The organism is Aeromicrobium duanguangcaii (genome assembly GCF_024508295.1).
GTDB classification, from domain to species: domain Bacteria; phylum Actinomycetota; class Actinomycetes; order Propionibacteriales; family Nocardioidaceae; genus Aeromicrobium; species Aeromicrobium duanguangcaii.
Window position 1 is genome coordinate 709843 of the sequence record NZ_CP101990.1, and the last position, 26970, is coordinate 736812.

Here is a 26970-nt window from a genome sequence, read left to right on the forward strand (position 1 = left end):
GGAGGCCAGATGACCGACAGCGAGCGACCGACCATCCACGTCGTGGCGGCATTCACGACCGACCACCAGGGCCGGATCCTCATGGTCCGCAAGAGCGGATCCGAGATCTTCATGCAGCCCGGCGGCAAGCCCGAGGCCGGCGAGGAGCCGGCCGCCGCGCTCGTGCGCGAGCTCGCCGAAGAGCTGCTGATCGACGTCGATCCCGACGAGCTGGTGACGTGGGGACGGCACGAAGCGGACGCCGCGAACGAGCCGGGCCATCACCTGGTTGCGGACGTGTTCGCCCTGCGGCTCGACCGCGAGGTCACCGCCGCGGCCGAGATCGCCGAGGCCCGCTGGTTCACGCGGGAGGAGGCGGCCGCCCTGGGCGATCGCCTGGCGCCGTTGGCGCGCCGGATGCTGGAGCGGCCGCCGACCCGCTCGCAGTTCCGGCCCTTCCGCTTCACCGAGCCGATCGAGACGGCGCGGCTGCGGTTGCGACCGATCACGGTGAACGACGTGGACGCCTTCCACGCGTTCCAGTCCCGCGAGGACGTCGCCCGCTTCATGCTGTTCGAGCCGCGAAGCCACGAGGAGATGGCCGCCAAGGTGGCGGAGTGGTCGTCGCACACCGCGCTCGAGCGCGACGGCGACTACCTGGAGATTCCCGTCGAGCTCCGCACCGGCGGACGCGTGATCGGACACCTCTATCTGAGCCTGCGCAGCGTTGACCACCTCACCGCCGAGATCGGCTGGGGCCTCCATCCGGACTTCCAGGGGCAGGGGTTCGCCGAGGAGGGTGCCCGAGCGCTGCTCCAGCTCGCTTTCGAGCGGATGCGGCTGCACCGCGTCTTCGCCGAGCTGGATCCGCGCAACGACGCCTCGGTCGCACTGTGCCGGCGCCTCGGCATGCGCGAGGAGGCCCACTTCCGCCAGGACATGTGGTTCAAGGGCGCCTGGGCGGACACCGGGATCTACGCGGTGCTGGCCGAGGAGCTCTCCGCGCGCTGAGCGCCGTCCGTGCGACCCAAGGCGCTCGGCCACCAGATCCGCTTGCCGATGTCGAGGTTCAGCGCCGTCACGAGGACCGAGCGCACGATGATCGTGTCCAGCAGGACGCCGATGGCCACCGCGAAGCCCAGCTCGGCCAGGAACACGACCGGCAGCGTCGCCAGGGCCGAGAACGTGCCCGCCAGCACGAGCCCCGCCGAGGTGATGACGCCGCCGGTCGCCGCCAGGCCGATGAGCGCGCCGCGGCGGGTGCCGTGCACCAGTGCCTCCTCTCGCACCCGGGTCATCAGGAAGATGTTGTAGTCGATGCCCAGCGCGACGAGGAACACGAACGCGAACAGCGGGAATGACGAGTCCGCTCCGGCGAAGTCGAACACGTACCGGAACACGAGCGCGCTGATGCCCAGCGCGGCGGCGAACGACAGCACGACGGTGACCAGCAGGATCAGCGGTGCCGCCACCGAGCGCAGCAGGATCATCAGCACGAGCAGGACCACCGCGAGGATGATCGGGATGATGAGGCGGTTGTCGGCTGCGGAGGCCTGCTGGACGTCGAGGTTCAACGCCGTCGTGCCACCGACCAGCGCGTCGGCGCCGTCCACCGCGCCGACCGCGTCGCGGATGTCCTCGATGGCGTCCTGAGCCGCGGAGGAGTCGCTGGGCACCGACAGGGTCGCCTCGATGTAGGACACGTCGCCCTTGGTCCGCGGCGGGGTCACCGTGGCCGGGTCGACGCCTTCGACGCTGGCCAGGGCCGAGCGCACCTGCGGCGCGCCGTCGGCGGTGGAGATCACCTGGACGGGGTCGCCTGCGCCGGCCGGGAAGTGCTCGGCGATCCGCTCCTCGGCGATGACCGAGTCCGGCGTGCTGGTGAACGCCTCCTCGTTGCTCAGGCCCGTCGCGTCGAGCTTCACGACACCGAACGAGAGCGCCACCAGGACGAGGGTCGTGACGACCCACACGACGCGGGGGGCCTTGGCGATGCGGCGGCCCACGCCGGACCAGAAGCCCCGGTCCGTGCGCTCGGGATCGCCGAAGTGGGGGATGAACGGCCAGAAGACCCAGCGGCCGAAGATGACCAGGAGCGCGGGCAGGAGCACCAGCATGATCAGCAGTGACACGGCGATGCCCGCGGCGCCCACCGGTCCGAGTCCGGCGGTCGAGTTCATCTGGGCGAACAGCAGGCACAGCAGTCCGATGACGACCGTGCCGCCGCTGGCGATGATGGCCGGTGCGGCCCGGTGCAGGGCATGGGCCATCGCCTCGTGGCGGTCTTCGTACCGGCGCAGCTCCTCGCGGTACCTCGCGACGACGAGCAGGGCGTAGTCGATGCCCGCGCCCAGGACCAGGACGCTGAGGATGCCGGCGCTCTGCCCGTTGACGGTCAGGCCGCCGTACTTCGCCAGCACGTAGACCAGTCCCTGGGAGGCGAACACGCTCATCAGGCCGCAGAACAGCGGGATCAGCCACAGGATCGGGCTGCGGTAGGTCAGCAGCAGCATCACGACCACGACGCCCACCGCCGACAGCAGCAGGATGCCGTCGATCCCCGCGAACGACTCCGCCTGGTCCGCGCTCAGGGCGGCGGGTCCGCCGATGTCGACCCGCAGGTCGGTGTCGGCGATCCCGGACTCCGACGCGTCGCGGATCTCGTCGATCCAGTCCGGCAGCTTCTCCCAGGAGTCGTCGTCGAGCGTCATCGGCACGACCAGCTCGATGGCCTGGCCGTCGCGGCTGGGGATCGGGGGAGTGATCTGCCCGATGGGCACGTCCTCCAGGGCCGCGATCTCACGGGAGACGGTCTGGGCCGCGGCGAGGTCCTGCGGGCCGAGCCGCTCCGAGGACGACAGCATGACGATCGCCGGGACGCTCTCCTCGTCGTAGAAGGCCCCGGCCTTCTTGATCACCCGGGTCGACTCGGCGTCGTCCGGGAGCCAGGCTGCGACGTCGTTGTCCTGCACGCTGGTGAGCTTGCCGGCGAACGAGCCGAGGGCGCCGATGAACAGCAGCATGACGACCAGGACCACCCATTTGGCCCACCGATGCGTGATCCACCCTGCCGCCTGACGGTTCATTCCCTCAGTGTGTTCCCGGCTCCGAAACCCTGACCATGGGTGGAATCACCCATTTCCGGTCGGGGTCGTCAGCCTGGTCCCGTCCGCCTCACCAGCCTCATACGCGGCGGCGTGACAACACGTGATGCCCGCACTGGGATACTGGCAGGGATGAGGCCCACCTACCCCGATGTCGAGCTCGCCCTGTTGTCCCGTTGGCCCGAGACCCGGCTCGAGCCGTCGCTCGACCGGATCCGCGCCATGTGTGAGCTGATGGGCGATCCGCAGAACGCGCAGCCGGTCATCCAGCTCACGGGCACCAACGGCAAGACCTCGACCAGCCGCATGATCGACGCGCTGCTGCGCGCCCTGGACCTGCGCACCGGCCGCTTCACCAGCCCGCACCTGCAGCGCATCAACGAGCGCATCTGCATCGACGGTGAGCCGCTGAGCGACGACCTCTTCGTCGACGCCTACGCCGATGTCGCGATCTACGCGGACCTGGTCGACCAGAGCCAGCCGCACCCGCTGAGCTTCTTCGAGATGCTGGTGGCGATGGGCTACGCGGCGTTCGCCGACGCGCCGGTCGACGTCGCGGTCGTCGAGGTGGGCATGGGCGGAGCCTGGGACGCCACGAGCGTCGCCGACGCCGCGGTCGCGGTCATCACGCCCATCGACGTGGACCACGCCTCCTACCTGGGTGACACGCCGGCCGACATCGCCGTCGAGAAGTCCGGGATCATCAAGCCCGGCACCCGCACCGTCCTGGCCTCGCAGCCCGAGGAGGTCCTCGAGGTCATGCTCGGCCGCGCCAACGAGGTGGGCTCCCTGCTCGTGCTGGAGGGTGCCGACTTCCACGTCGAGTCGCGCACCCCTGCGGTCGGCGGCCAGATGTTCACGATCCAGGGCGTCAAGGGACGCTACGAGGACATCCTGCTGCCGCTGCACGGAGCGTTCCAGGCCCGCAACGCGGCGCTCGCGCTGGCGGCGGTGGAGGTGTTCACCGGCGAGGCCGAACTCGACGTCGAGCTGATCCGGGCCGGCTTCGCCACCGTCACGTCGCCCGGTCGGCTCGAGGTCGTGCGACGCAGCCCCACCGTCGTCCTCGACGCGGCCCACAACCCGCACGGCGTGCGGGCGATGGTCGAGTCCCTCAGCGAGGAGTTCGCCTTCAGCCCGCTGATCGGCGTCGTCGGCATCATGGCCGACAAGGACGCCGAGGAGATCCTGCGCGAGCTCGAGCCCGTCGTCGCGCACCTGATCTGCACGCAGAACAGCACCGAGCGCTCGCTCGCGGCCGGCGACCTCGCCGAGATCGCCGCCAGCGTGTTCGGGCCCGACCGCATCGAGGTCGTCCCGCGTCTGGACGACGCGCTCGAGCGGGCGATCTCGTTCGCCGACGCGCCGGGCGAGGAGTTCGGCGACGCGATCGGCTCAGCGGGCGTCCTCGTCACCGGCTCGGTCGTGACCGTCGGCGAGGCGCGCACGCTGCTGCGCGGTGGCGAGGACGGTGCCGCATGAGGCACATGTGCGCGACCATGCTGACGCTGCAGGCCATCATCCTGGGCCTGTCCATCCCCGTGATGATCGCGGTGCAGGACGTCGAACCGCTCACGGCCTCGCTGCTGGGCGGGGGACTGGCCGTGCTGTGCATCGTCACGGCCGGGCTGCTGCGCCAGCCGTGGGCCTACTGGGTCGGCCACGCCATCCAGGTCGCCACGATCGCGCTGGGCTTCCTCGTCCCGATCATGTTCTTCATCGGGCTGATGTTCGCGGCGCTGTGGCTCGGGGCGTTCTTCCTCGGTCGCAAGATCGAGGCGGACAAGGCACGCTGGGCCGCGGCCGGCGAGTAGCACCTCCGTGGGCGGGAATCTCACGATGTGACATGGGTCACCCTCGCGCCCGGTACGGTGGAGGCATGGCGCGTGTCCTCGTGGTCGCAGACGAGATCTCGCCGGTGATCCATGACGCCGGTGTGCGTCGGATGCGCCCGGATGTCGTCCTCGGTGCGGGCGACCTGCCGTGGGACTACCTCGAGTTCCTGTCCTCGATGCTGGACGTGCCCGTCGTGTTCGTGCCGGGGAACCACGACCCGCAGGTCGAGGCTCCGCTGTCAGGCTTCCGCGGCTGGCTGACCAGCAACGGGATGCCGCACGAGGACCCGCGACCGCTCGGTGGGATCAATGCCGACGAGTCGATCATCGACGTGGCCGGACTGCGCATCGCCGGGCTCGGCGGCAGCATCCGCTACAACGACGGCCCGAACCAGTACACCCAGGAGGAGTTCACCAAGCGCGCCAAGCGGCTGCTCAAGGTGGCCGCCAAGCGCGGCGGCAACGTCGACGTGCTGCTGACCCACTCGCCGCCGCGGGGACTCGGCGACGGCGATGACCCGCCTCACCACGGCTTCGAGGCGCTGCACGAGGTCATCGAGACCCTGCAGCCGACCTGGAACCTCCACGGGCACATCCACCCGTACGGGCAGCCCCAGCCCGACCGGAAGCTGGGCTCCACCATCATTCGCAACGTCGTGCCGTACCGGCTCATGGAGATCGAGCCGAACCTCCACCCGGTGGGCGGGCATGGCTGACTCAGGGTCGCCGCGGATCGATGCGGAGAGCGACTTCCTGCGCTCCCGCCGCCTGCAGACCCTCACCTCGCTGGCTGCGATGCTGCGCGGGGACCGCGACACGTCCAGGGCGTTGTCGTTCGACGAGGTGGTCGACGCGCTCGGCCGGCGCGGGGAGCGCCGCCTGGGCCTGCACCTGATTCCGCTCGACGCGATCATCGGATCGGTCGACAAGGTCCGCGACTTCGACCGGCGATTCCGGCCCACCTCGGACCGCAGCCGCGCCCGCTGGGAGCGCATCGCCCGGGCCAGCCGGATCGGCGAGGAGATCCCGCCGATCGACGTCTACAAGCTGGGCGACTACTACTTCGTGCGCGACGGCCACCATCGCGTGTCGGTGGCACGGGCGCTGCGCCTGCGGCTCATCGAGGCCGAGGTCACCGAGGTCCAGACGCTGCTCGAGCCGCGGGACATCGGCCGGCGCACCGATCTGGAGATGAAGCACTGGCGCAAGCTCTTCCTGCAACGGGTGCCGATCGAGCCGACCATCCGCGGCGCCGTCAGCGTCACCGACCCCTTCGACTACGGCGCGCTCGCCGAGATGGTCGAGGCCTGGGCCACGCGTCGCATGCAGGCCGAGGGCCAGTTCATGGACAAGCAGACGATGGCGCGCCGCTGGCTGGACGAGGAGTTCCTGCCGGTCCTGCAGCTCGTGGCCGACGCCGGTCTCAAGGGCGAGGACGAGACCGATGCCGACGCCTACATCCGCATCGCGGGGGAGCGGTACCGCCTCATCGGGGAGCACCTCTGGGACCGCGACATCATGGCCCAGGTCGCCAAGCGGCGCCCGCGACGTGGCCGGCGCCGCTCCTGAGCCGTCGGCTCAGTGCGTGATGTTCTCGCCGCTGGACGCGTCGAAGATCTGGATCTTGCTCGTGTCCACGTACAGCTCGGCGCGCTGACCGCTCGCGACCTTGGACTCGGCGCTGAGGCGCGCGTTGACCTGCGTGCCGCCTCCGGTCATGTCTTGGCCGGAGTCCTTGGCGAGGTCCTCCAGGTCGGCGTTGTCGGCGCTGTTGCCCTTGACCGAGAAGTAGGCGTAGACGTCGGAGCCCATCTGCTCGACGAGGTCGACCGTGACGTCGACTCGTGCACCGGGCGCGTCCGCGGCCACCAGCGAGGCGTCCTCGAAGTGCTCGGGACGGATGCCGACGATCACGTCGCGGCTGGCGCTGCCCGAGCGCAACGACTCGCGGGCCGAGTCCGGGACCGGGAGGTCGCCGATCGCGGTCTTCAGCGTGTCGCCCTCGATCGTGGCGGGCAGGAAGTTCATCGACGGGCTGCCGATGAAGCCGGCCACGAACAGGTTGGTCGGGTTGTCGTAGAGCTCGGCGGGGGAGCCCACCTGCTGGATCTTGCCGGCGCGCATGACGACCACCCGGTCGCCCAGCGTCATGGCCTCGGTCTGGTCGTGGGTCACGTACACCGTGGTCGTGCCGAGGTTCTTCTGGATGCGCGCGACCTGGGTGCGCATCTGCACGCGCAGCTTGGCGTCGAGGTTCGACAGCGGCTCGTCCATGAGGAAGGCCTTGGGGTTGCGCACGATGGCGCGGCCCATGGCGACGCGCTGGCGCTGGCCGCCGGAGAGGTTCGAGGGCTTGCGGTCGAGGTGGGGCTCCAGCTCGAGCATCCGAGCCGCCTCCATCACCTTCTCCTTGATCTCGGCCTTGTCCATGCCGGCCAGCGTCAGCGGGAACGCCATGTTCTCGTAGACCGTCATGTGCGGGTAGAGCGCGTAGGACTGGAACACCATGGCGATGTCGCGGTCCTTCGGCGCCTTGTCGTTGACGACCGTGCCGTCGATCTTGAGCTCACCGGTGGTGATGTCCTCGAGCCCGGCGATCATGTTCAGCGTGGTCGACTTCCCGCAGCCGGACGGGCCGACCAGGATGATGAACTCGCCGTCGGCGATCGTGAGGTTGAAGTCCTCCACGGCCAGGGCTCCGTCGGGATACCGCTTGTTCACATGGTCCAGCACGATTTCAGCCATGATGTTTCCTTTCAGCCCTTGACGGCGCCGCTGGTGAGGCCGGCAACGATCCGGCGCTGGAAGAACAGGACGAAGAGGACGATCGGGATGGTGATGACCACCGCGGCTGCGGCGATCGACTGCGTGGGCTTCTCGAACGTCGTGGCGCCGGTGAAGTAGCTCAACGCCGCCGGCACGGTGCGTGAGCGCTCGCTGGAGGTCAGCGAGATGGCGAACAGGAAGTCGTTCCAGCACGAGATGAAGACCAGGATCGCGGTGGTGAACACGCCCGGCATGGCCAGTGGCGCGATCACCTTGCGGAACGCCTGGAACGGGGTGGCGCCGTCCATCTTGGCGGCCTTCTCCAGCTCCCACGGGATCTCGCGGAAGAAGGCGCTGAGCGTGTAGATCGCCAGCGGCAGCGCGAAGGTGATGTAGGGGATGATCAGGCCGGCCCAGGTGTCGAACAGCCCGAGGCTGGTCTCGATCTTGAACAGCGGCGTGACCAGGGCGATCTGGGGGAACATCGCGATCAGCAGCGAGGCGCCGACGACGATCCGCTTGCCGGGGAAGTCCAGCCGCGCGACCGCGTAGGCGGCCATCGTGCCGACCACGATGGCGATGAACGTCGAGATCAGGCAGATGCCGATCGAGTTGATCAGCGAGCGCGTGAAGTCGTTGTTGTTGAAGATCGCCTCGTAGTGCTCACCGGTGAACTGGCTCGGGAAGAACCGCCCGTCGTTCAAGGTGGCGTCCGGCTTGAACGACAGCGACAGGATCCAGATGACGGGAACGAAGGCGTAGATCAGGACCAGCGCGTTCACGCCCCACCAGATCGCCTTGGTCTTCGGCGTCTCGATCACGGTGCTCATCAGCGCCTCCCCTCATTGGAAGAACCAGGTGCCGCAGCTCCGAAGAGCTTGACGAACGCGAAGGCGATGATCGCGATCGTGATGAAGATCAGCACCGACATGGTGGAGCCGATGCCCAGGTTGAGCCCTCGGATCAGGTTGTTGTAGGCGACGATCGAGACGCTGGAGGTCTCGTTCGCGCCGCTGGTGAGGATGTAGATGTTGTCGAAGATGCGGAACGCGTCCAGCGTGCGGAACAGCACGGCCACCAGGATCGACGGCTTGATCAGCGGCACCGTGATCTTCCAGAACCGCTGCCAGGGGTTCGCGCCGTCCATCGACGCGGCCTTCATCAGGTCCTCGGGCACCAGCGCCAGGCCCGCCATGAGCAGCAGTGCCATGAACGGGATCGTCTTCCAGACCTCGGCCAGCACGATGATCCAGAACGAGCTCCACTGGCCGGTCAGCGGTGCGCTGTCACCGGCCAGCCAGCCCATGCCCTGACTCCAGGCGAAGCGCCAGCTGAAGGCGGCGACCACGGTGACGATGGCGTAGGGGACCAGGGCGGAGGTACGCACCAGGCCGCGCCCGACGATCGTGCGGTGCATGACGATCGCCAGGGCCATGCCCAGGATCAGCTCGAAGATGACGCTGACGACCGTCAGCAGCAGGGTGAACCCGAAGGCCTTCCACCAGATGTCGCTGGACAGGACCGTCATGTAGTTGTCGAGCCCGATGAACTTGTTGTCCTCCGGCGTGCGCAGGTCGGCGCGGAACAGGGACAGGTAGAACGCGTACGCGATGGGGTAGGCGGTCACCGCGAGCATGATGACCACGGCCGGAGCCACGAGCATCAGGCCCAGCCGGCGCTCGGCCTTCTTGCCCTCGCTGTGACGCTGGCGCGCGATCCGCGCGCCCTCGTCCTCATCCTCGGTCTCGGTGACGGCGTCGATGATGCTCATGGCAGGATCCCCTTCCCGTCGATCGCGTCCTGGATCGAGGTCTTCAGCTCCTCGGTCGTCTTCTTCGGGTCGATCGCCGACGGCGGCGACAACGTGGACGAGATGATCGTCGAGATGTTCTGGTAGACCGGCGAGATCGGTCGCGAACTGGCCGTCTCGAGAGCGTCGAGGAGCACCTGCGCCTGCGGATACGCCTCCTTGAACTCCGCCTCGTTGAAGACCGCCTCGAGCGTGGGCGGCTCACCGGCGGCCAGCGCGTGCTGGAGCTGGTGCTTCGGCGAGCGCAGGCACATCGCCGCGTCGTAGCTCTCCTTCTTGTGCTCGCTGTACTCGCTGATCCCGAAGTTCATGCCGCCGACGGTGACCCGGGAGGGCTCGCCCGCGACCGTCGAGGGGAAGGTGGCGAAGCCCAGGTCCTGGGCGACGTCCTTGTTGGCCTCGCGCATGGCGGCCAAGACGTACGGCCAGTTGAGGCTGAACGCCGAGTTCTCGTTCTGCAGCTGGGCGAACACCTCCGGCTCCTGGGAGTTCGACAGCGACCGGCTGGCCAGACCCGAGGTGGCCAGCCGCTTGATCAGCGCCAGCGCCTTCGTGGTCTTGTCGTCGATCGTGACCTTGGTGCTGTCCTCGTTGACGATCGTGCCGCCGTAGGAGGACAGGATCGTGTTGAAGCCGACGACCAGGCCCTCGTAGCGGGCGCCCGTGAAGCCGATCTCGTACGGGTCGCCCTCGGCCTTGAGCTTCTCGGCCATGTCGAACATCTCGTCCCACGTGTCCGGCGGGCCGTCGCCGACCTTGTCGACCAAGGACTTGCGGTACCACATCAACTGGGCGTTGGTGTGCTTCGGGATGCCGTAGACCTTGTCCTTCCAGGTGGCCGTCTCGAGCGGCACCTCGAGGGTGCCCTCGGTGACCTGGGCGGTCTGCTCCTCGGTCAGCGGCACGATCCAGCCGGCCTCGGCGAACTCGGCGGTCCACACGACGTCCATGCCGAGCAGGTCCATGCCCTTGTCCTTGGCGGCGAGGCGCCGGACCAGTTGCTCGCGCTGGCCGTCGGCGTCGCTCGGGACCAGGTTGCCGACGATGCGGTAGGCGCCGTCGGCCTCCTTGTTGCACTCGTCGATGATCTTGTCGAAGCCGGTGGCGGAGGCGCCGCCGAAGAGGTTGATGACGGGCGTTCCGCCGTCGTCACCGCTTCCGCAGGACGCCAGGGCCCCCACGAGCGTGGCAGCGGCGGCCAGGCCGACACTGCGGCGGATGATCTTCGTTCGCCTAATCACGTGCACCACTCGACCTTCCCCCGAGAGTCTGCGGCGCACGACCTGTGGAACTGTGACACCGCTCACATGAAACTAGGGGTGTAGTGCGTGCGCCGCAAGTCGGGCGAACGGCCGGGGGTCAGCCGGGAGCGACCCAGGCCGTGGTGTCGGTGGGGAGGCGGTGTCCGTCGAGGGATCCGCTGGCCACCAGCAGCTCGCCGTGCGGCAGGTCGATCGGCGTCGGACCGAAGTTCGTGACCACCTGCACGCGGCGGCCTCCGTCGGCCACGACCGTGAAGGCCAGGACGTCGTCACCGAGGTCCTGCCAGTGCAGCTCGCCGCGGCCCAGGCCGTACTTGCGACGCACGGCCAGCAGGCGCCGGTAGAGCTCGAGCGTGCTGCCGGCGACGCCCTCCTGGCGGTTGGGGGCCAGGTCGCCGTAGACCTCGGGCTGGGGCAGCCAGCTCTCGCCGGTGGGGCTGAAGCCGAAGGCCGGCTGGTCGGCGTGCCAGGGCACCGGCACGCGGCAGCCGTCGCGACCCACGTCCTCGCCGTTCGTGCGGACGAATGTCGGGTCCTGGCGCACCTCGGGCGGCAGGGTCGTCGCCTCGGGCAGGCCCAGCTCCTCGCCCTGGTAGATGTAGGCAGAACCGGGCAGCGCCAGCATGACGGCGGTGGCGGCGCGAGCGCGGCGCAGGCCCAGCTCGGCGTCGGGCTGCGGGGCGTCCGGACCGATGCCGAGCACGCGGGTGGCACGGTCGATGTCGTAGGCCAGGCGCGAGGCGTGGCGCGGCACGTCGTGGTTCGACAGCACCCACGTCTGGGGCGCGCCGACGGCGCCCGCGGCGGCGAGGGCGGCGGTGATGGACGCGCGCTGGGTCTCGGCGCGCCACGGCGTCATGAGGTAGCCGAAGTTGAACGACTGGTGCAGCTCGTCGGGACGCACGTACTTGGCCAGCGACTCGTCCGGGATGACCCACGCCTCGGCCACGAGGATGCGGTCGGCGTCCTGGCCCTCGACGCGGTACTCGTCGACGAGCCGGCGCCAGTCGCGGTAGACCTCGTGCACCTCGGGCTTGTCCCACATGGGCTGCACCGAGGTGGGGTCGTTGGCGATGTCGTAGTCCTCGGGGGCGTCGGGCAGGCCGGCCGCCTTGTGCAGGCCGTGGGCCACGTCGATGCGGAAGCCGTCGACGCCGCGGTCGAGCCAGAACCGCAGGACGGAGCGGAACTCCTCCTGGACCTCGGGGTTGGTCCAGTCGAAGTCCGGCTGCGTCGGGTCGAAGAGGTGGAGGTACCACTGGCCGGGGGTGCCGTCGGGGTTGGTCGTGCGCGTCCACGCGGGACCGCCGAACGTGCTCTGCCAGTTGTTCGGCGGGATCTCGCCGTGCTCGCCGCGGCCGTCGCGGAAGATGTACCGCGCGCGCTCAGGGCTGCCGGGCTCGGCGGCGAGAGCCGCCTGGAACCACGGGTGCTCGCTCGAGGAGTGGTTCGGGACGAGGTCGACGATGACGCGCAGGTTCAGCTCGTGGGCGCGCGCGACGAGCGCGTCGAAGTCGGCCAGCGTGCCGAACAGCGGGTCGACGTCGCGGTAGTCGGCGACGTCGTAGCCGGCGTCGTTCTGGGGGCTGGTGTAGAACGGCGAGAGCCACACCGCGTCCACGCCCAGCGTGGCGAGGTAGTCCAGGTGGGACGTGATGCCCGGCAGGTCGCCGATGCCGTCGCCGTCGGAGTCGGCCCACGACCGGGGATAGACCTGATAGATGACGGCGTCGCGCCACCAGGCGTCGTGGTTGCTGTCCTTGCGATCGACCATGGGAACTCCTTGATCAGCGCGCGGGATAGATTGGCCTCATGACACAGCGCACGCTAGTTCTCATCAAACCCGATGCTGTGGCTCGCGGCTTGGTGGGGGCAGTGACCGCGAGGTACGAGAGCAAGGGTCTGCGCATCGTCTCGATGCAGTTGCGCACAATCGACGGCGACATGGCCGACGCCCACTACGCGGACCACGTCGAGCAGCCCTGGTACCCGCCGCTGCGCGAGTTCGCGACCTCCGGCCCGCTCGTGGCGATGGTGCTCGAGGGCGACCAGGCGATCGAGGTCGTGCGCGGGATCAACGGCGCCACCGACGGCCGCAAGGCCGCGCCCGGAACGATCCGCGGTGACTTCTCGCTGTCGAACCGCGAGAACCTCGTCCATGCCTCCGACTCCGAGGAGTCCGCCGCGCGCGAGATCGCGCTCTGGTTCCCGGAGGCCTGACGTCGTGGGCGGGCCGATCCTGATCCAGGCCTGCATCAACGGCGCGCTCCCGCCCGCGGCGCACCCGGCCCTGCCGGTGACGTCGGCGCGGATCGCCCAGGACGTCGCCGCGGTCGTGGCGGCCGGCGCCGACGCCGTGCACCTGCACGTCAAGGGCGACGACGGACTCGACACCCTCGATCCCGACACCGTCGACGCGGCCATCACGGCGGTGCGCGTCGCGGTTCCCGCGCTCCCGATCGGGGTCACCACCGGCGCGTGGGCCCTGCCGGACCCGGCGGCCCGCCTCGAGGCGGTCTCGGCCTGGAGCATGCTCCCGGACGTCGCGTCGGTCAACTGGCACGAGCCGGGGTCGGTCGCGATCGTCGAGGCGCTGTTCGAGCGCGGCGTCGGCGTCGAGGCCGGACTGTGGACGCTGGACGACGTGCGCGCCTGGGCGAGCTCGCCGGTGCGCGACTCGGTCAGCCGGGTCCTGCTCGAGCTGCCGGACCGGCTCGACGACGCGCAGGTCGTCGCGCTGGCGGACGAGATGATCGCGCTGGTGCGCAAGGTCTCGGTGGACGTGCCGATCCTGCTGCACGGCGAGGGCTCCTCGGCCTGGCCCGCGCTGCGTCATGCCCTGGTCCTGGGCCTCGAGACCCGCATCGGCTTCGAGGACACCCTGCTGCTGCCGGACGGCTCGCCGGCGGCGGACAACGCGGCGCTGGTGGCTGCGGCGCGCGAGCTGGTCGACCGACTGACCTGAGCGGTCGTCAGTCCAGGAACTCGCCGTCGAGCCATCCGACGCGGCGCTCGAGCCACCGGCGGAGCAGATCGACCTCGTTCTGCCAGCCCTCGCGCGGCTGGACCGCCGGATCGTCGTTCGCGTAGACGTGGCTCGCCGGGTCGTTGTCGAACTCGCTGGCCGTCACCTGCAGGCCCGGCCCGTCGACGTCCGGCGAGCTGAAGTTGTCGGCGGCGTCGTCGGCGATGACGGCGGCGCGGTCGTCGACGAAGTCGCCCATCGTGGCCAGGCTCTCCGAGACCTCGGCCCAGCGGTCGGCGACGCGAGCGGCGAACCACGGATCGGACATCAGGACGTTGAGGTAGTGCCCCTGGCGCTGGTTCCACAGCTGGGTGGGGGAGAAGGCCTCGCGCCACGTCGGGTCGTCGCTGATGCCGTACCAGGACCGCTGCAGCCACCAGCCCTTCGGATGCTCGAGGCGCCACGAGCCGTTCGACCGGTTGCCCTGGGACGCGTCGAAGGCCCACGGCGGCCCCATCGCGAGCGTGTCGTCGCCGCGCAGGACCAGGTGGACGTCGTCCTTGAAGGGGCTGCCGATGTTCTTGGTGAGCTCGTTCAGCAGGTACCAGTCAACGAAGGAGTCGACGTCGATGCGGTCGCGGTAGCCGTTCTTCGGGAAGTCGCGGGCGTAGAGCAGGTCCTCGACCTGCTGGAACCGCACGGCGGCGTCGGAGGCGTCGCTCGACTCGTTCTGCGGCAGGTACAGCTGCAGGCCGCGATCGGTCCGGAAGCGCGGATGGTCGAGGTCGCGGCTGTCCGCCAGCAGCGCGATGTCGTCGTCCTCCAGCTCGGCGCGGCCGTCCTGCACCGTCGGGGCCTCGCCGAACGAGTACAGGCCGCACGGCGTGCCGTTGACCTCCAGCCAGGCCGGGACGAGGCGCGGCACCCAGTCGAAGCCGAGACGCCGGGCGATCTCCATCGCGCTGGCGGTGCGCAGCAGCGACCGGTCGGAGAAGTGGTCCAGCAGCACCCAGTCGCGGGAGGCGGGAAGGCCCAGGATCGAGGCCGGCTCGGCCAGCTCGACGGTGTACGGACGCTTCAGTCCGAGCCACGGGTTGGCCGTCGGCGCGACGGCGACCTCCGCGTCCACCTCCTGCTTCGGATCGGAGGGGCCGCGGACGGTCATCTCGACCGAGGTCGGGTCCGCGGTGCTCGTGATGAGCTCGCGGCAGGGAGCGGCGGGCTCCTCCGCGAGGTCGTCGACGGGCACCTTCAGGCGGACGGTCGCGACGCCGTCGACCTTCACGGCCGGCTGGGGCTCGGAGCCCGAGGCGGCGCTGGGGCGGGCGTCGCTCTTCGGCGCCTCCTCGACGTTCACCGCGACCAGCAGTGCGAGCAGGGCCAGGGCCAGCAGAGCGGCCACGGCCACCCCGATCATGCGTGTCCGGCTCATGGTCGAACCTTACGTGGGGCGATGCCCGTCCACTGCGGGAACCGCACTCTCGGCGAGATGGACCGCCGACGAGCCGCAACTGCGGTTTACCGACCGGTACGGTGTCCAGCGTGAAGCGATGGATGCCATGGGCTTGGGCCCTGATCGTCGGGGTGCTCTACAGCCTGGTCTCCCTGTTGTCGTGGCGACGGCTGACCGTGAACTCGTGGGACAACGCGATCTTCGAGCAGGCCGTGAAGGCCTACTCGCGGTTCGAGGCGCCGATCGTGCCGGTGAAGGGGCCCGGGTACAACATCCTGGGCGACCACTTCTCGCCGATCGACGCCCTGCTGGCCCCGGCCTACTGGGTGTTCCCGTACGGGCAGACCCTGCTGGTCGCCCAGGCGGCGCTGATCGCGCTGTCCGTCGTGCCGATCACCCGACTGGCCGTGGACCGTCTCGGCGTCCGGGTCGGCTGGACGATCGCGCTGATGTACGGGCTGGCCTTCGGCTTCGGCAACGCCGTGGTCGCCGACTTCCACGAGGTCGCGTTCGCGGTGCCCATCCTGGCGATGGCCGGCGTCGCGTTCGTCGAGCAGCGCTGGTCCGCGGTCGTGTGGTGGTCGCTGCCGCTGCTGCTGGTCAAGGAGGACATGGGCGTCACCGTCGCCGCGGTCGGCGTCGCGCTGTGGCTGGCCGGCGAGCGGCGCCGGGGCCTGCTGCTGGCGGTGGGCGGGGCGATCGCCCTCGTGCTCGTGGTCTGGGTGATCATCCCGGCCTTCAACACCGGTGGCGGGTACGACTACACCAGCAACCTCGGCGGCGACGTGGGGATGTGGGAGACCCTGACCACCCAGGCCGACCGCAAGCTGCTCACGCTGCTGCTGACCTTCGGCGTCACGGGCTTCGCGGCCCTGTGGTCGCCGTGGGCCGTCGTCGCGGCGCCCACGTTCCTGTGGCGCTTCCTCGGCGACGTCGAGTACTACTGGGGCACCGAGTGGCACTACTCGATCGTCATCATGCCGATCGTGTTCGTGGCGATGATCGACGCGATCGGGAAGCGGCGCTGGCTCGAGTGGCCCGGCGTCGTGCTCGGTGCTGCGGTCGGCGGCTACCTGCTGGCCGGCGGTCCGGTCGTGAAGCTGCTCGAGCCCGAGACGTGGGACGCATCGCCGCGGCGCGAGGCGCTGCAGGAGGCGATCGACACGATCCCCGAGGACGTCACGGTCGAGACCGACATCTCGGTGCTGAAGTACCTCACCGGCAGTCACGACGACGTCTACTGGATCGGCACGATCGGCGACGTGGTGCCGGACTACATCATCTTCGACCGCCGGCTGACCCAGACGGACCCGATCCAGCACGGCGCCGAGCACGGTGCGACGTACGAGGTCATCTTCGACCGCGACGACTACGTGGTCGCCGAGCGCACCGACGACTGACACAGCACGACGCCGCCCGCTCCCGGCAGGGAGCGAGCGGCGTCGGGTGGGTTCTCGTCAGGGGTGCGTCATGCTCATGACGTCGAGTGCCCGGTCGAGGTCGGCCTCGCTGATGTCGCCACGCTCGACGTAGCCCTCCTCGATGACGACCTGGCGGATCGTCTTGCGCTCCTTGACGGACTTCTTCGCGATCGCGGCGGCGTTCTCGTACCCGATGTAGCGGTTGAGCGGCGTCACGACGGACGGGCTCGACTCGGCCAGCTCGCGGCAGCGGTCGACGTCGGCGGTGATGCCGTCGACGCAGCGGTCGGCCAGCGTCGTCGAGGCGCTCGCCAGCAGGCGCATCGACTCGAGGATGTTGCGGCCGATGACCGGCAGCATGACGTTGAGCTCGAACGAGCCGGAGGCGCCGGCGAAGGCGATCGCGGCGTCGTTGCCGATGACCTGGGCGCACACCATGAGCGTCGCCTCGGGCAGGACCGGGTTGACCTTGCCGGGCATGATGCTCGAGCCGGGCTGCAGGTCGGGCAGGTGGATCTCGCCCAGGCCGGTGCGGGGGCCCGAGCCCATCCAGCGCAGGTCGTTGTTGATCTTGACCAGGCTGACGGCGATGGTGCGCAGCTGGCCCGACATCTCGACCAGGCCGTCGCGGGCGCCCTGCGCCTCGAAGTGGTCGCGCGCCTCGGTCAGCGGCAGGCCCGTGCGCTCGGCGAGGATCTCGATGACGCGCTGCGGGAAGCCCTTCGGCGTGTTGATGCCCGTGCCGACGGCGGTGCCGCCGAGGGGGACCTCGGCCGTGCGGGGGAGCGACGCCTCGACGCGCTCGATGCCGCGGCGGATCTGCGCCGCGTAGCCGTTGAACTCCTGGCCCAGGGTGACGGGCGTGGCGTCCATCAGGTGGGTGCGGCCGGACTTCACGACGTCGGCGAACTCGGCGCCCTTGGCCTCGAGGCTCTTCGCGAGGTGGTCCAGGGCCGGGATCAGCGTGTTGAGGGCCGAGTCGGTGGCGGCGACGTGGATCGAGGTCGGGAACACGTCGTTGCTGGACTGCGAGGCGTTGACGTGGTCGTTCGGGTGGACCTCGATGCCCGAGTTCTTGGTGGCGAGGGTCGCGATGACCTCGTTGGTGTTCATGTTGCTCGACGTGCCGGAGCCCGTCTGGAACACGTCGATGGGGAAGTGGTCGTCGTGACGACCGGAGGCGACCTCGTCGGCGGCGGCGACGATCGCGTCGGCCATGGCCTGGTCGAGGATGCCCAGCTCGGCGTTCGCCGTGGCACAGGCCGCCTTGATCTGCGCCAGCGCGCGGATCTGCGCCGACTCGATCGGCGTGCCGGAGATCGGGAAGTTCTCGACGGCGCGCTGGGTCTGGGCCCGGTAGTGGGCGTCGGCGGGGACCTTGACCTCGCCCATCGTGTCGCGCTCGATGCGCCATTCCTTGTTGTTCTCGGTCATGCTTCGCACCCTAGTGGGCGCGGCCCGGATCGCCCTTTTCGGGTCGCGGCGCTGAGGGCGCGGAGGTCAGCGAGCGCGCTGGGCGTTCGCAACGATCGCGTCGACGAACGTGCCGTACAGCTGCCGCGGGAGGTCGTGGCCCATCCCGGCGATCTCGAGCAGGGCGGCTCCCGAGATGGCGGCGGCGGTGGCACGGCCGCCGGACCGGTGCACCAGCAGATCCCTCGACCCGTGGATCACCTGCGTGGGGACGGCGACCGCGCGGAGCCGCTCGGTGCGGTCGCTCTGGGTCAGGACCGCCAGCATGTGACGTGAGACGCCGCTGGCGATCCAGCCCCGGTCGTAGGTCTCGAGGGCACGGGCGTACGCGACGTCGTCGTCGGTCGGGAAGGCCGGCGAGGCCATGACCTTGCCGTTGCGGACCGAGTTCTCGGCGAACTCCGGGCGGGTGCGACCGGCCGGGGCCAGCATCGTGCGCATCACGAGGGGATGGATCCAGCCGACCGTGCGCCGGCCGGTCGTGGACATGATCGAGGTCAGGGAGCGCACCCGGGACGGATGCTCCACGGCCATCGTCTGGGCGATCATCCCGCCCATCGACACGCCGACGACGTGGGCGGCGTCGATGCCCAGCTGGTCCAGCAGACCCACGGCGTCGTCGGCCAGGTCGTCGATCCCGTAGGGCGCCGTGCCGCGGCCCAGGAACGCCTTGACGACGTCGGTGCGCGACACCCGGTGGTGCCGCAGCTTCGTCGACCGGCCCGTGTCGCGGTTGTCGTAGCGGATGACGTGGAACCCGCGCCCGGCCAGCAGGCGACAGAACTCCTCGGACCACCACGTCATCGGGCCGCCCAGGCCCATGATCAGCAGGACGGACTCGTCGCGCGGGTCACCGAACGTCTGGTGGCACAGGTCCAGGCCGCTGGGCAGGTGCGCGAAGAGCTCGCCGGAGACGACGATGTCCTCCTCGCGTGCCTGCCCGGCGTCCATCGGATCAGTGCTCGTAGTCGATGGTGGAGAACGCCGCGAGCTTGTGCAGCTGGTGCTCGCTGCGGATCGTGCGGATCGTGCCCGAGCGCGAGCGCATGACGATCGACTCCGTCGTGGCGCTGCCGGCGCCGTAGCGGACGCCGCGCATGAGGTTGCCCGTCGTGATGCCGGTGGCGACGAAGAAGCAGTCGTCCCCGGTGACGAGGTCCTCGGTGTGCAGGATCCGGTCGAGGTCGTGGCCGGCGTCGATGGCGCGCTGACGCTCGTCGTCGTCGACGGGCGTGAGGCGGGCCTGGATGACGCCGCCGAGGCACTTCATGGCGACGGCGGTGATGATGCCCTCGGGGGTGCCGCCGATGCCCAGCAACAGGTCGACGCCGGAGCCGGGGCGGGCGGCCGTGATGCCGCCGGCCACGTCGCCGTCCTGGATGAACTTGATGCGGGCGCCGGTCTGCCGGATCTCGTTGACCAGGGCGTCGTGACGCGGGCGGTCGAGCACGCACACCGTGACGTCCTCGATGTCGAGGCCCTTGGCCTTCGCGACGATCGAGATGTTCTCGGCTGCGGGCAGCCGGATGTCGACCTTGTCGGCGGCCTCGGGGCCGGTGATGAGCTTCTCCATGTAGTAGACCGCGGAGGGGTCGTACATCGAGCCGCGCGGCGCGACCGCCATGACGGAGATCGCGTTGGGCAGGCTCTTGGCGGTCAGCGTCGTGCCGTCGATCGGGTCGACGGCGACGTCGCACTCCGGTCCGGTGCCGTCGCCGACGTTCTCGCCGTTGTAGAGCATCGGGGCGTCGTCCTTCTCGCCCTCGCCGATCACGACCACGCCGTTCATCGCGACGGTGTTGATCATCGAGCGCATCGCGTTCACCGCGACGCCATCGGCACCGTTCTTGTCGCCTCGTCCGACCCAGCGGCCGGCGGCCATGGCCCCGGCTTCGGTCACGCGGACGAGGTCCAGGGCGAGGTTGCGGTCAGGGGCGGCCTCGGCGGGCTTCAGGTGGTCCACGCGGTCATCCTACTGGCAGCGACGGTTAGGCTGGCTGATGCGACCAGACGGTCTCAATCCTCACGACAGGAGCACGATGAGCGGCTACTCCCGGGGCGTTCCCGCGATGGGCGATGTGCTGCGCTCGGTGCTCGTGCTCGGTGCGGTCGTCATCGGCCTGTTTTTCTTCGGCCGGTTGCTGACGGTGACGCCCGACAACCCCACCTCCGAGGTCGACTGGCGCACCGCCGCCTCCGGAGTCGAGACCCGGGCGGGATTCGTGCCGCTGGTGCCCTCCGAGGTGCCCGACCGGTGGCGCGTCACACGCGCCGAGCTGATCGACGACCGGTGGCAGCTGAACGTCATCACCGACGAGGACGACTACATCGGCCTGAGCCAGCGCCGCGGGGACTCCAAGGCGCTGCGCGCCCTGGTCGAGGACCGTGCCCCCGGGGCGAAGCCGAAGGGCGACGTGCGGATCGACGGCCAGCCCTGGCAGGTCAGCACCGGACCCAAGGGCGCCGTGACCCTCTCGCGGATCGTGCGCGGCGACGCCGTCGTGGTCACCGGGAACGCCGGCCAGTCCGTGATCGAGGACTACGTGGCGTCCCTGGAGCCCTTCTCGTCCTGAGCGCCGTCCAGCCGGGCGCGCGCGCCGTCGAGCCAACGCTGGCAGGCCTCGGCGAGCGCCTCGCCGCGCTCCCACAGCGCCAGCGACTCCTCGAGAGTGGTGCCGCCGGTCTCGAGGCGCTGCACGATCGTGACCAGCTCGTCGCGGGCCTGCTCGTAGGTCAGCTCGGACGGGTCCGGCGCGGTCGGCTCACTCATGCGGGTGCTCCTGCAGTTCGGTGACGCGGACGGTGGCCCGTCCGTCGGTCAGGTGGAGGACGAGCTCGTCGCCGGTGGCGAGCGGCTCGATGGACGTCACGGCGTGCCCGGCCGGGTCGAGCGCCACCGCGTACCCGCGGTGCATCGTGGCCAGGGGCGAGAGCGCGCGGACGCGGGCCAGGTGGTGGCCGACCTCGTCGTGGGCGCGGTCGAGCCGGGAGCCCAGGGCGCGGCGGGCGCGCTCGCGCTGGGCCAGGACGAGGTCCTGCTGCCCGTCGACGAACGCCGACGGCGAGCGCAGGACCGGGCGGCTGCGCAGCGCGGCGAGGCCGGCCAGCTCGCGGTGGACCTGGGCCGCGACGGCCTGCCGGGCCCGCTCGCGGGCGGCGGTGAGTCCGGCCAGCTCGTCGCCGACGTGCGGCACGACGCGCTTGGCGGCGTCCGTGGGGGTGGAGGCGCGCAGGTCGGCGACGAGATCGAGCAGCGGCACGTCCGGCTCGTGGCCGATCGCGCTGACCACCGGCGTGGTGGCGGCGTACACGGCGCGCACGAGGGCCTCGTCCGAGAACGGCAGCAGGTCCTCGAGGGCGCCACCGCCGCGCGCGATCACGATCACCTCGACATGGGCGGCGGCGTCCAGCTCGCGCAGGGCGGCGATCACCGCGGTGGCGGACTGCGATCCCTGCATCAGCGCGTGGCGCACCTCGATGGTGGCCCCGGGCCAGCGGTCGCGGATGTTCTCGAGCACGTCGCGCTCGGCCGCCGAGCCCTTGCCGGTGACCAGGCCGATCGCGGTCGGCAGGATCGGCAGCGGACGCTTCCAGCGCGCCTCGAACAGGCCCTCGGCGGCCAGCAGCTGGCGCCGGCGCTCGAGCTGGGCCAGCAGCTCGCCCTCACCGGTGGGCCGGATCTCGAGCAGCTTCAGCGAGAGCCGGCCGTTGGGGGAGTAGAACTCGGGCTTGGCGTGGACGATGACGCGTGTGCCGTCGGTGATGGGGCTGGCGCTGGACTCCACCACGGCGCGGAAGGCGATCGCGCTGATGCTCATGGTGGCGGCCAGGTCGCGCAGCGTCAGGTAGTAGGTGTTGCCGCTCAGCTTGGGCTGGACCACCTCGGCCTCGACCCACACCGCGCCGAGCTTGCCGATCCACCCCTGCAACGCCAGCGAGATGCTGCGCAGCGGGGCGGGGGATTCCGCGCTCGTCTCGAGGGCCATGGGATCCACCCTATGAGTCTGTTGCGAGGGTGTGCCCGGGCCTCGGCCCGATCGGTACGCTGGGGCCATGTCCACACAGGTCGAACTTGGCATGCCCGCAATCTCGGGCCAGGTCCTCCTGGCCGACCCCCGAGGGTACTGCGCCGGAGTCGACCGCGCGGTCATCACCGTCGAGAAGGCGCTCGACCTGTATGGGGCTCCCGTCTACGTGCGCAAGCAGATCGTCCACAACAAGCACGTCGTCAACGATCTGGCCGCCCGCGGCGCGATCTTCGTCGAGGAGCTCGACGAGGTGCCGGTGGGCTCGACCGTCGTCTTCAGCGCCCACGGCGTCTCCCCGGCCGTGCACGCCGAGGCCGCCGAGCGCAGCCTCAAGACGATCGACGCGACCTGCCCCCTGGTGACGAAGGTGCACCACGAGGCGCGCCGCTTCGCCCAGGAGGACTACCGGATCCTGCTGATCGGCCACGCCGGTCACGAGGAGGTCGAGGGCACCGCCGGTGAGGCGCCCGAGCACATCACCCTGGTCGAGCGTCCCGACGACGTGGCCGCGCTGGAGTTCCCCGAGGGCACCCGGTTGAGCTGGCTGAGCCAGACCACGCTGAGCGTCGACGAGACGATGGAGACGGTCCGCCGCCTGCGCGAGAAGTTCCCGCAGCTGGAGGATCCGCCCAGCGACGACATCTGCTACGCCACCCAGAACCGCCAGGTGGCGGTCAAGGAGATCGCGAAGGACGCCGACCTGGTGATCGTCGTGGGCTCGGCGAACTCGTCGAACTCGGTCCGCCTCGTCGAGGTCGCCCTCGAGGCGGGAGCCAAGGCGTCGTACCGCATCGACGACATCAGCGAGATCGACGAGGCGTGGCTCGACGGCGTCAAGACCGTCGGCGTGACGTCGGGCGCCTCCGTGCCCGACGACCTCGTCCAGGACGTGCTCGGCTACCTCGCCGAGCGCGGCATCGGCGACGCCAAGGCGATCCGGACGGCGGACGAGACGCTCATCTTCGCCCTGCCGCCCGAGCTGCGCCGCGACATCAAGGCCGCTTCACAGGCCTGACCACCAGGCCGGTGCCGCCGCCACGACGCTGCGGCTCGGCCGCGGCCGTCATGAGTCCGCGCCGGTCCACCTCGATGGTGGCCGCGGCGCCGATCTCGGCCGCCGACGTGAACGTGTCGCCCGAGGGCACGAGCGTCTGGCCGAACGGCGCCAGGATGGACTGGTAGCGCTCGATGAAGGCCGGCTCCGCGGGCGTGTTCGCGGCGTTGCGCTGTGAGGCGCGCGGTGCGGCCACGGCCTGGGGCAGCGTCATCCCCAGATCGATCCGGTTGATGAGGATCTGCAGCACCGTCGTGATGATGGTGGCGCCGCCGGGCGAGCCCAGGACGAGGCGGACCTTGCCCTTCTCGGTGACGATCGTCGGCGACATCGACGAGCGCGGGCGCTTGCCCGGCTCGATGCGGTTCGGGTCGGCCGGGTCGTACACGGCGGTGAAGTCGGTCAGCTCGTTGTTGAGCAGGAAGCCGCGCCCCGGCACCGTGATGCCCGAGCCGCCGGTCTGCTCGATCGTGAGCGTGTAGGCCACGGCGTTGCCCCAGCGGTCGACGACCGACAGGTGCGTGGTGGACACGTTCTCGGTGTCCGGCTTCTCCGCCTTCGCCGCGGTCGCACAGCCGGCGCCGTCGAGGGCGCCGGGCGCGACGGGGCGGATGGACGCCTGCGCCGGATCGATCGTGCAGTCGCGCGAGTTCGCGAACCGCTGGCTCAGCAGGGTCTGGGTCGGGACGTCGACGAATGCCGGGTCGCCGACGTAGGCGTTGCGGTCGGCGAACGCGCGAGCGGACGCCTCGAGGAACAGGTGCAGGCTCTGGCCGAGGCGGGCTCCGCCGCCGAGGCGGTGGTTCTCGAGGATGTTGAGTGCCTCGCCCACGGTGGTGCCGCCGGACGAGCCGGGTGCCATGCCGTAGACGTCGAGTCCGCGATAGCGGACGTGGGTGGGCTTCTGCAGTCGCACCGAGTAGTTCCGCAGGTCCCGGGTCGTCATCGAGCCGGGCGGCACGGGCAGCGTCGTTGCCGGATCCTTCGGCGGGTTCTGGACCGTCTGCGCGATCTCGTCGGCCAGGCGGCCGGTGTAGAAGGCCTTCGGCCCCTTGGCCGCGATCAGGGCGTAGGTACGGGCGAGGTCGGGGTTGCGGAAGCGCGAGCCGACCTGCGGGGCGTCGCCGTTCGGCAGGAAGAGTCGCGAGGTCTCGGGGAACGCCGCGAAGCGCTGGGCGTTGTCGAGGGTCTGGTTGCGGAAGGTCTGGTCCACCGTGAAGCCCTGGGCGGCCAGCGCGATCGCGGGCACCATGTTGCGGGCCAGGGAGCGCTTGCCGAAGCGACGCGTCGCCTCGCTCCAGGTGGCGACGGTGCCGGGGACGCCGACCGAGACGCCGGAGGTGACCAGCTCGGGCGTGAACCGGTACGGCTGACCGGTGGCCGGGTTGATGAAGGAGTCGGGCTTGATGCCCGCAGGCGCGGTCTCGCGGCCGTCGATCGTGGTGACCTTGCCGGTGCGGCCGTCGCGGAAGACGAAGTATCCGCCGCCGCCGACTCCGGCGCTGTAGGGCTCGGTGACACCGAGGGCCGCGGCGGTGGCCACGGCAGCGTCGGCCGCGTTGCCGCCGGCCTTGAGGACCGCGAGCCCGGCACGACTGGCGTCCGCGTCGACGGAGCTGACCGCGCCTCCGTAGCCGTACGAGGTCGGCGTGGCCTGGGCGACGGGCTTCGGTTTCGCGCCGCGGGCCTCGGCGGGCGACTGCAGGGCCACCGCACCGGCGGCCAGGGTCAGGGCCGACAGGGCGGCGACGGAACGGCGGATCAGCATGGATTTCCCCCCGGAGATCGACGTTCTGCCACGGTAGGGCGCGCCGGGCGGGTCGGCAACCAGGCGATGGGCGGCCGGCCGTGCCGGACTCCGTTAGCGTGTGCCTCTCCCCGGAACCCCGGATCGACGATGGAGGCACGCCATGGGCGGTCACCGGAACCTGCTCTTCACCACCGTGATGTCGGCGGTGCTCGCCGTGGCGCTCGTGCTCTACTACCCGGTGCTCATCGAGCCCGGGGACGACGTCGACGCGGGCCTGATGTTCCTCGTGTTGCTCTTCCCGGGGCTCGCCGCCGGGCTGCCGATCATCTTCAGCGCCCTGGTGCACGCCCGCCATGGGCGGACGGACCGCTGGGTCCCGGGCGCCGCATCGGCTGCGGTCGTCGTCGCCGTGCTCGTGCTGCTGGGCAAGGACGGCAGGCCGGGGAGCCTCCTACCCACGGGCGCGGTCGTGATCGCGATGTTCGTTGCGACGTCCCTGCTCGCTGGCTGGGCTGGTCGCCGGTTCGTTCCGGCGGCGGAGTAGGTCAGCGCCGGAGGGTGAGGATCCGGCCGACGATCACGGCGATCGCCACGGCGTGACCGATCAGCAGGGGGACGCCGTGGGCGATCGTGGCCGAGAGCGTGCGGCCGAAGACGCCCGTCCCCTCGGGCAGTCCGGTGATGACGATGGCGTCAGGCGCCAGCAGGGCCACGACGAGCAGAGCACCGACCAGCAGGACCGGCGGCAGGATGCCCACGGTGAAGAACCCGCGCTCCTGCACGGCGGTGGCCGCACTGACGACCACGAGCACGAAGGCGACCGAGAAGGCCGGGCCGAGTCGGCCGTCCAGCAGGTCGAGTCCGGTGACCGCAGCGAGTCCCAGGACGGAGCACACCACTGCGGCTCGCGGCGTCAGGTCGTACCTGGCGGCCGCGGCCGGGGTCCTGGCCAAGGCGATGACAGCGCCGGCTGCCGGCGAACTCATGGTCACGAACTTAGTTCATCGAGCAGCTCGGGCGCTGTCATGACGCGGGGTGTCGCCTCGATCACACGCGGATGGAACGGCGGCTCGTCGTCGACCTTCAGATCGTGCAGCCGTCGCGCGCTGACCAGCAGCCGCGACTCGACCGAGGCGACGGTGTCGTTGTAGGAGCGGACGGCTCGCTCGAGCGAGGACCCGAGCTTGTCGACGTGCCCGGCCACGGTGCCGAGTCGCTCGTACAGCTCGCGGGCCGCGCGGTGGATCTCGCGGGCGTTCTCGGCGACGGACTCCTGGGTCCAGGCCAGGGCGACCGTGCGCAGCAGGGCGACGAGGGTCGTGGGCGACGCGAGGACGACCTGTCGCTCGGCGGCGTGCTCCAGCAGGTCCTGGTCGGCCTCGAGCGCGGCCGACAGGAACGACTCGCCCGGCACGAACAGGACGACGAACTGCGGCGCGGACTCGAACTGGCGCCAGTAGGACTTCGCCGCCAGCTGGTCGACGTGGTTGCGCAGCTGGCGTGCGTGACGGTCGAGGTGGGCCTCGCGTGCCTCGGGCTCGTCCGTGGCGGTGGCGTCGAGGAAGGCGTCCAGCGGGACCTTCGAGTCGACGACGATGTGCCGGTCGCCCACGAGGCGCACGACCATGTCGGGGCGCAGGCGACCGCCGTCGGTGGCGACCTGGAGGTCGAAGTCGCAGTGCTCGACCATGCCGGCGAGCTCGGCGGTGCGACGCAGGTGCAGCTCGCCCCAGCGGCCGCGGACCTCGGGCCGGCGCAACGCGGTGGACAGGGACGCGGTCTCGCGGCGCAGGGCCTCACCGGTGACCCGGACGGACTCGACCTGCTCGCGCAGCTGGGCGTGCCACTCGATCCGGCTGGCCTCGAGGTCGCGCAGCCGGGAGTCGAAGCGGTCGAGGCTCTCGCGCACGGGCTGGACCGCCCGCGAGGTGGCGGCACTGGCGACGTCGACGTCGTGGGCCGACGCGGGACGCTCACGGGCGCCCAGGACGTAGCCGAGGACGCCGGCCAGGGCTGCGACGAGCAGCAGGGCGAAGAGCACGGTCAGGCTGGGGAAGGTGGCCATGCGGC

26 protein-coding genes are annotated in these 26970 nt (G+C 70.4%); 11 read left to right on the plus strand and 15 right to left on the minus strand.

Annotated features, from left to right (window positions below):
- Positions 1–9: 9 nt before the first annotated feature.
- Complete coding sequence (locus NP095_RS03580) at positions 10–990, plus strand: GNAT family N-acetyltransferase (protein ID WP_232417340.1); 981 nt, start codon at positions 10–12, stop codon at positions 988–990.
- Here NP095_RS03580 and NP095_RS03585 read toward each other — a convergent pair.
- On the minus strand, positions 954–3065 hold the full coding sequence (locus tag NP095_RS03585; RefSeq protein WP_232417339.1) for an MMPL family transporter: 2112 nt from the start codon (positions 3063–3065) through the stop codon (positions 954–956). The two genes, NP095_RS03580 and NP095_RS03585, sit on opposite strands and share 37 nt — an antisense overlap.
- Before the next feature lie 150 nt (positions 3066–3215).
- Between NP095_RS03585 and NP095_RS03590 the strand changes: the two genes are divergently transcribed.
- From NP095_RS03590 to NP095_RS03605, 4 genes are all read left to right on the plus strand, one after another.
- Positions 3216–4565, plus strand: coding sequence for a bifunctional folylpolyglutamate synthase/dihydrofolate synthase (locus NP095_RS03590; protein WP_232417338.1), 1350 nt, complete (start codon positions 3216–3218; stop codon positions 4563–4565).
- Entirely contained in the window at positions 4562–4897 is a 336-nt protein-coding gene (locus tag NP095_RS03595; protein ID WP_232417337.1) for a DUF4233 domain-containing protein, read from the plus strand. Before NP095_RS03590 ends, NP095_RS03595 begins: the two co-directional genes overlap by 4 nt.
- A 65-nt stretch (positions 4898–4962) precedes the next feature.
- A complete protein-coding gene (locus NP095_RS03600; protein WP_232417336.1) occupies positions 4963–5634 on the plus strand; it encodes a metallophosphoesterase family protein in 672 nt (223 codons plus the stop codon).
- Positions 5627–6487, plus strand: a complete 861-nt coding sequence (locus NP095_RS03605; RefSeq protein WP_232417335.1) for a hypothetical protein — start codon at positions 5627–5629, stop codon at positions 6485–6487. Before NP095_RS03600 ends, NP095_RS03605 begins: the two co-directional genes overlap by 8 nt.
- Before the next feature lie 9 nt (positions 6488–6496).
- Here the strand turns inward: NP095_RS03605 and NP095_RS03610 are convergent, their stop codons facing one another.
- The 5 genes from NP095_RS03610 to NP095_RS03630 form a co-directional block, all read right to left on the minus strand.
- Positions 6497–7663 (minus strand): ABC transporter ATP-binding protein, encoded by a 1167-nt coding sequence (locus tag NP095_RS03610; RefSeq protein ID WP_232417334.1) that lies wholly within the window; start codon positions 7661–7663, stop codon positions 6497–6499.
- 11 nt (positions 7664–7674) lie between these two features.
- Positions 7675–8514, minus strand: coding sequence for a carbohydrate ABC transporter permease (locus NP095_RS03615; protein WP_232417333.1), 840 nt, complete (start codon positions 8512–8514; stop codon positions 7675–7677).
- Positions 8514–9455 carry a carbohydrate ABC transporter permease gene (locus NP095_RS03620; RefSeq protein ID WP_232417332.1) on the minus strand — a complete coding sequence of 314 codons (942 nt, stop codon included), beginning with the start codon at positions 9453–9455 and terminating at the stop codon, positions 8514–8516. Before NP095_RS03620 ends, NP095_RS03615 begins: the two co-directional genes overlap by 1 nt.
- Complete coding sequence (locus NP095_RS03625) at positions 9452–10735, minus strand: ABC transporter substrate-binding protein (protein ID WP_232417331.1); 1284 nt, start codon at positions 10733–10735, stop codon at positions 9452–9454. The genes NP095_RS03620 and NP095_RS03625 overlap by 4 nt, the downstream gene beginning before the upstream one ends.
- A 118-nt stretch (positions 10736–10853) precedes the next feature.
- Complete coding sequence (locus tag NP095_RS03630; protein WP_232417330.1) at positions 10854–12530, minus strand: glycoside hydrolase family 13 protein; 1677 nt, start codon at positions 12528–12530, stop codon at positions 10854–10856.
- Positions 12531–12568: 38 nt separating this feature from the next.
- Between NP095_RS03630 and ndk the strand changes: the two genes are divergently transcribed.
- A complete protein-coding gene (gene ndk / locus NP095_RS03635) occupies positions 12569–12976 on the plus strand; it encodes a nucleoside-diphosphate kinase (protein WP_232417329.1) in 408 nt (135 codons plus the stop codon).
- Between the two features lie 4 nt (positions 12977–12980).
- The gene (locus NP095_RS03640) at positions 12981–13721 is read left to right on the plus strand and encodes a 3-keto-5-aminohexanoate cleavage protein (RefSeq protein WP_232417328.1); all 741 of its coding nucleotides are present in this window, start codon (positions 12981–12983) and stop codon (positions 13719–13721) included.
- A gap of 7 nt (positions 13722–13728) precedes the next feature.
- Here NP095_RS03640 and NP095_RS03645 read toward each other — a convergent pair whose 3' ends face one another.
- Entirely contained in the window at positions 13729–15153 is a 1425-nt protein-coding gene (locus NP095_RS03645; protein ID WP_232417327.1) for a CotH kinase family protein, read from the minus strand.
- Between the two features lie 110 nt (positions 15154–15263).
- On the opposite strand from NP095_RS03645, the gene NP095_RS03650 reads away from it, so the two are divergent.
- Entirely contained in the window at positions 15264–16574 is a 1311-nt protein-coding gene (locus NP095_RS03650; protein ID WP_232417326.1) for a DUF2079 domain-containing protein, read from the plus strand.
- Between the two features lie 57 nt (positions 16575–16631).
- Here NP095_RS03650 and NP095_RS03655 read toward each other — a convergent pair whose 3' ends face one another.
- The 3 genes from NP095_RS03655 to glpX form a co-directional block, all read right to left on the minus strand.
- Positions 16632–18029 (minus strand): class II fumarate hydratase, encoded by a 1398-nt coding sequence (locus NP095_RS03655; protein WP_232417325.1) that lies wholly within the window; start codon positions 18027–18029, stop codon positions 16632–16634.
- A 66-nt stretch (positions 18030–18095) separates the two neighbouring features.
- Entirely contained in the window at positions 18096–19019 is a 924-nt protein-coding gene (locus tag NP095_RS03660; protein WP_232417324.1) for an alpha/beta fold hydrolase, read from the minus strand.
- Positions 19020–19023: 4 nt separating this feature from the next.
- Positions 19024–20031, minus strand: a complete 1008-nt coding sequence (gene glpX / locus NP095_RS03665; protein WP_232417323.1) for a class II fructose-bisphosphatase — start codon at positions 20029–20031, stop codon at positions 19024–19026.
- Positions 20032–20107: 76 nt separating this feature from the next.
- Here glpX and NP095_RS03670 point away from each other — a divergent pair, with 76 nt between their 5' ends.
- Positions 20108–20641 (plus strand): DUF4245 domain-containing protein, encoded by a 534-nt coding sequence (locus NP095_RS03670; protein ID WP_232417322.1) that lies wholly within the window; start codon positions 20108–20110, stop codon positions 20639–20641.
- Here the strand turns inward: NP095_RS03670 and NP095_RS03675 are convergent.
- On the minus strand, positions 20608–20838 hold the full coding sequence (locus NP095_RS03675; RefSeq protein ID WP_232417321.1) for an exodeoxyribonuclease VII small subunit: 231 nt from the start codon (positions 20836–20838) through the stop codon (positions 20608–20610). The genes NP095_RS03670 and NP095_RS03675 overlap by 34 nt on opposite strands.
- Complete coding sequence (gene xseA, locus NP095_RS03680; protein ID WP_232417320.1) at positions 20831–22054, minus strand: exodeoxyribonuclease VII large subunit; 1224 nt, start codon at positions 22052–22054, stop codon at positions 20831–20833. Before xseA ends, NP095_RS03675 begins: the two co-directional genes overlap by 8 nt.
- 67 nt (positions 22055–22121) lie before the next feature.
- On the opposite strand from xseA, the gene NP095_RS03685 reads away from it, so the two are divergent.
- Entirely contained in the window at positions 22122–23111 is a 990-nt protein-coding gene (locus NP095_RS03685; RefSeq protein WP_232417319.1) for a 4-hydroxy-3-methylbut-2-enyl diphosphate reductase, read from the plus strand.
- On the opposite strand, the gene ggt is transcribed toward NP095_RS03685, so the two are convergent.
- Positions 23089–24918 (minus strand): gamma-glutamyltransferase, encoded by a 1830-nt coding sequence (gene ggt / locus NP095_RS03690; RefSeq protein ID WP_232417318.1) that lies wholly within the window; start codon positions 24916–24918, stop codon positions 23089–23091. The two genes, NP095_RS03685 and ggt, sit on opposite strands and share 23 nt — an antisense overlap.
- Positions 24919–25060: 142 nt before the next feature.
- Here ggt and NP095_RS03695 point away from each other — a divergent pair, with 142 nt between their 5' ends.
- On the plus strand, positions 25061–25444 hold the full coding sequence (locus tag NP095_RS03695; protein WP_232417317.1) for a hypothetical protein: 384 nt from the start codon (positions 25061–25063) through the stop codon (positions 25442–25444).
- 1 nt (position 25445) lies between these two features.
- On the opposite strand, the gene NP095_RS03700 is transcribed toward NP095_RS03695, so the two are convergent.
- Positions 25446–25886, minus strand: coding sequence for a DUF6542 domain-containing protein (locus NP095_RS03700; protein WP_232417316.1), 441 nt, complete (start codon positions 25884–25886; stop codon positions 25446–25448).
- A gap of 2 nt (positions 25887–25888) precedes the next feature.
- Positions 25889–26965 carry a DNA recombination protein RmuC gene (locus NP095_RS03705; protein ID WP_232417315.1) on the minus strand — a complete coding sequence of 359 codons (1077 nt, stop codon included), beginning with the start codon at positions 26963–26965 and terminating at the stop codon, positions 25889–25891.
- Positions 26966–26970: the final 5 nt, after the last annotated feature.

What these genes read in the sequence shown, in the direction of transcription:
- NP095_RS03580 (WP_232417340.1), top strand. Translation starts at nt 10, where the DNA reads ATGACCGACAGCGAGCGACCGACCATCCACGTCGTGGCGGCATTCACG.
- NP095_RS03585 (WP_232417339.1), bottom strand. Translation starts at nt 3,065, where the DNA reads ATGAACCGTCAGGCGGCAGGGTGGATCACGCATCGGTGGGCCAAATGG.
- NP095_RS03590 (WP_232417338.1), top strand. Translation starts at nt 3,216, where the DNA reads ATGAGGCCCACCTACCCCGATGTCGAGCTCGCCCTGTTGTCCCGTTGG.
- NP095_RS03595 (WP_232417337.1), top strand. Translation starts at nt 4,562, where the DNA reads ATGAGGCACATGTGCGCGACCATGCTGACGCTGCAGGCCATCATCCTG.
- NP095_RS03600 (WP_232417336.1), top strand. Translation starts at nt 4,963, where the DNA reads ATGGCGCGTGTCCTCGTGGTCGCAGACGAGATCTCGCCGGTGATCCAT.
- NP095_RS03605 (WP_232417335.1), top strand. Translation starts at nt 5,627, where the DNA reads ATGGCTGACTCAGGGTCGCCGCGGATCGATGCGGAGAGCGACTTCCTG.
- NP095_RS03610 (WP_232417334.1), bottom strand. Translation starts at nt 7,663, where the DNA reads ATGGCTGAAATCGTGCTGGACCATGTGAACAAGCGGTATCCCGACGGA.
- NP095_RS03615 (WP_232417333.1), bottom strand. Translation starts at nt 8,514, where the DNA reads ATGAGCACCGTGATCGAGACGCCGAAGACCAAGGCGATCTGGTGGGGC.
- NP095_RS03620 (WP_232417332.1), bottom strand. Translation starts at nt 9,455, where the DNA reads ATGAGCATCATCGACGCCGTCACCGAGACCGAGGATGAGGACGAGGGC.
- NP095_RS03630 (WP_232417330.1), bottom strand. Translation starts at nt 12,530, where the DNA reads ATGGTCGATCGCAAGGACAGCAACCACGACGCCTGGTGGCGCGACGCC.
- ndk (WP_232417329.1), top strand. Translation starts at nt 12,569, where the DNA reads ATGACACAGCGCACGCTAGTTCTCATCAAACCCGATGCTGTGGCTCGC.
- NP095_RS03645 (WP_232417327.1), bottom strand. Translation starts at nt 15,153, where the DNA reads ATGAGCCGGACACGCATGATCGGGGTGGCCGTGGCCGCTCTGCTGGCC.
- NP095_RS03655 (WP_232417325.1), bottom strand. Translation starts at nt 18,029, where the DNA reads ATGACCGAGAACAACAAGGAATGGCGCATCGAGCGCGACACGATGGGC.
- NP095_RS03660 (WP_232417324.1), bottom strand. Translation starts at nt 19,019, where the DNA reads ATGGACGCCGGGCAGGCACGCGAGGAGGACATCGTCGTCTCCGGCGAG.
- NP095_RS03670 (WP_232417322.1), top strand. Translation starts at nt 20,108, where the DNA reads ATGAGCGGCTACTCCCGGGGCGTTCCCGCGATGGGCGATGTGCTGCGC.
- NP095_RS03675 (WP_232417321.1), bottom strand. Translation starts at nt 20,838, where the DNA reads ATGAGTGAGCCGACCGCGCCGGACCCGTCCGAGCTGACCTACGAGCAG.
- xseA (WP_232417320.1), bottom strand. Translation starts at nt 22,054, where the DNA reads ATGGCCCTCGAGACGAGCGCGGAATCCCCCGCCCCGCTGCGCAGCATC.
- NP095_RS03685 (WP_232417319.1), top strand. Translation starts at nt 22,122, where the DNA reads ATGTCCACACAGGTCGAACTTGGCATGCCCGCAATCTCGGGCCAGGTC.
- ggt (WP_232417318.1), bottom strand. Translation starts at nt 24,918, where the DNA reads ATGCTGATCCGCCGTTCCGTCGCCGCCCTGTCGGCCCTGACCCTGGCC.
- NP095_RS03695 (WP_232417317.1), top strand. Translation starts at nt 25,061, where the DNA reads ATGGGCGGTCACCGGAACCTGCTCTTCACCACCGTGATGTCGGCGGTG.
- NP095_RS03700 (WP_232417316.1), bottom strand. Translation starts at nt 25,886, where the DNA reads ATGAGTTCGCCGGCAGCCGGCGCTGTCATCGCCTTGGCCAGGACCCCG.
- NP095_RS03705 (WP_232417315.1), bottom strand. Translation starts at nt 26,965, where the DNA reads ATGGCCACCTTCCCCAGCCTGACCGTGCTCTTCGCCCTGCTGCTCGTC.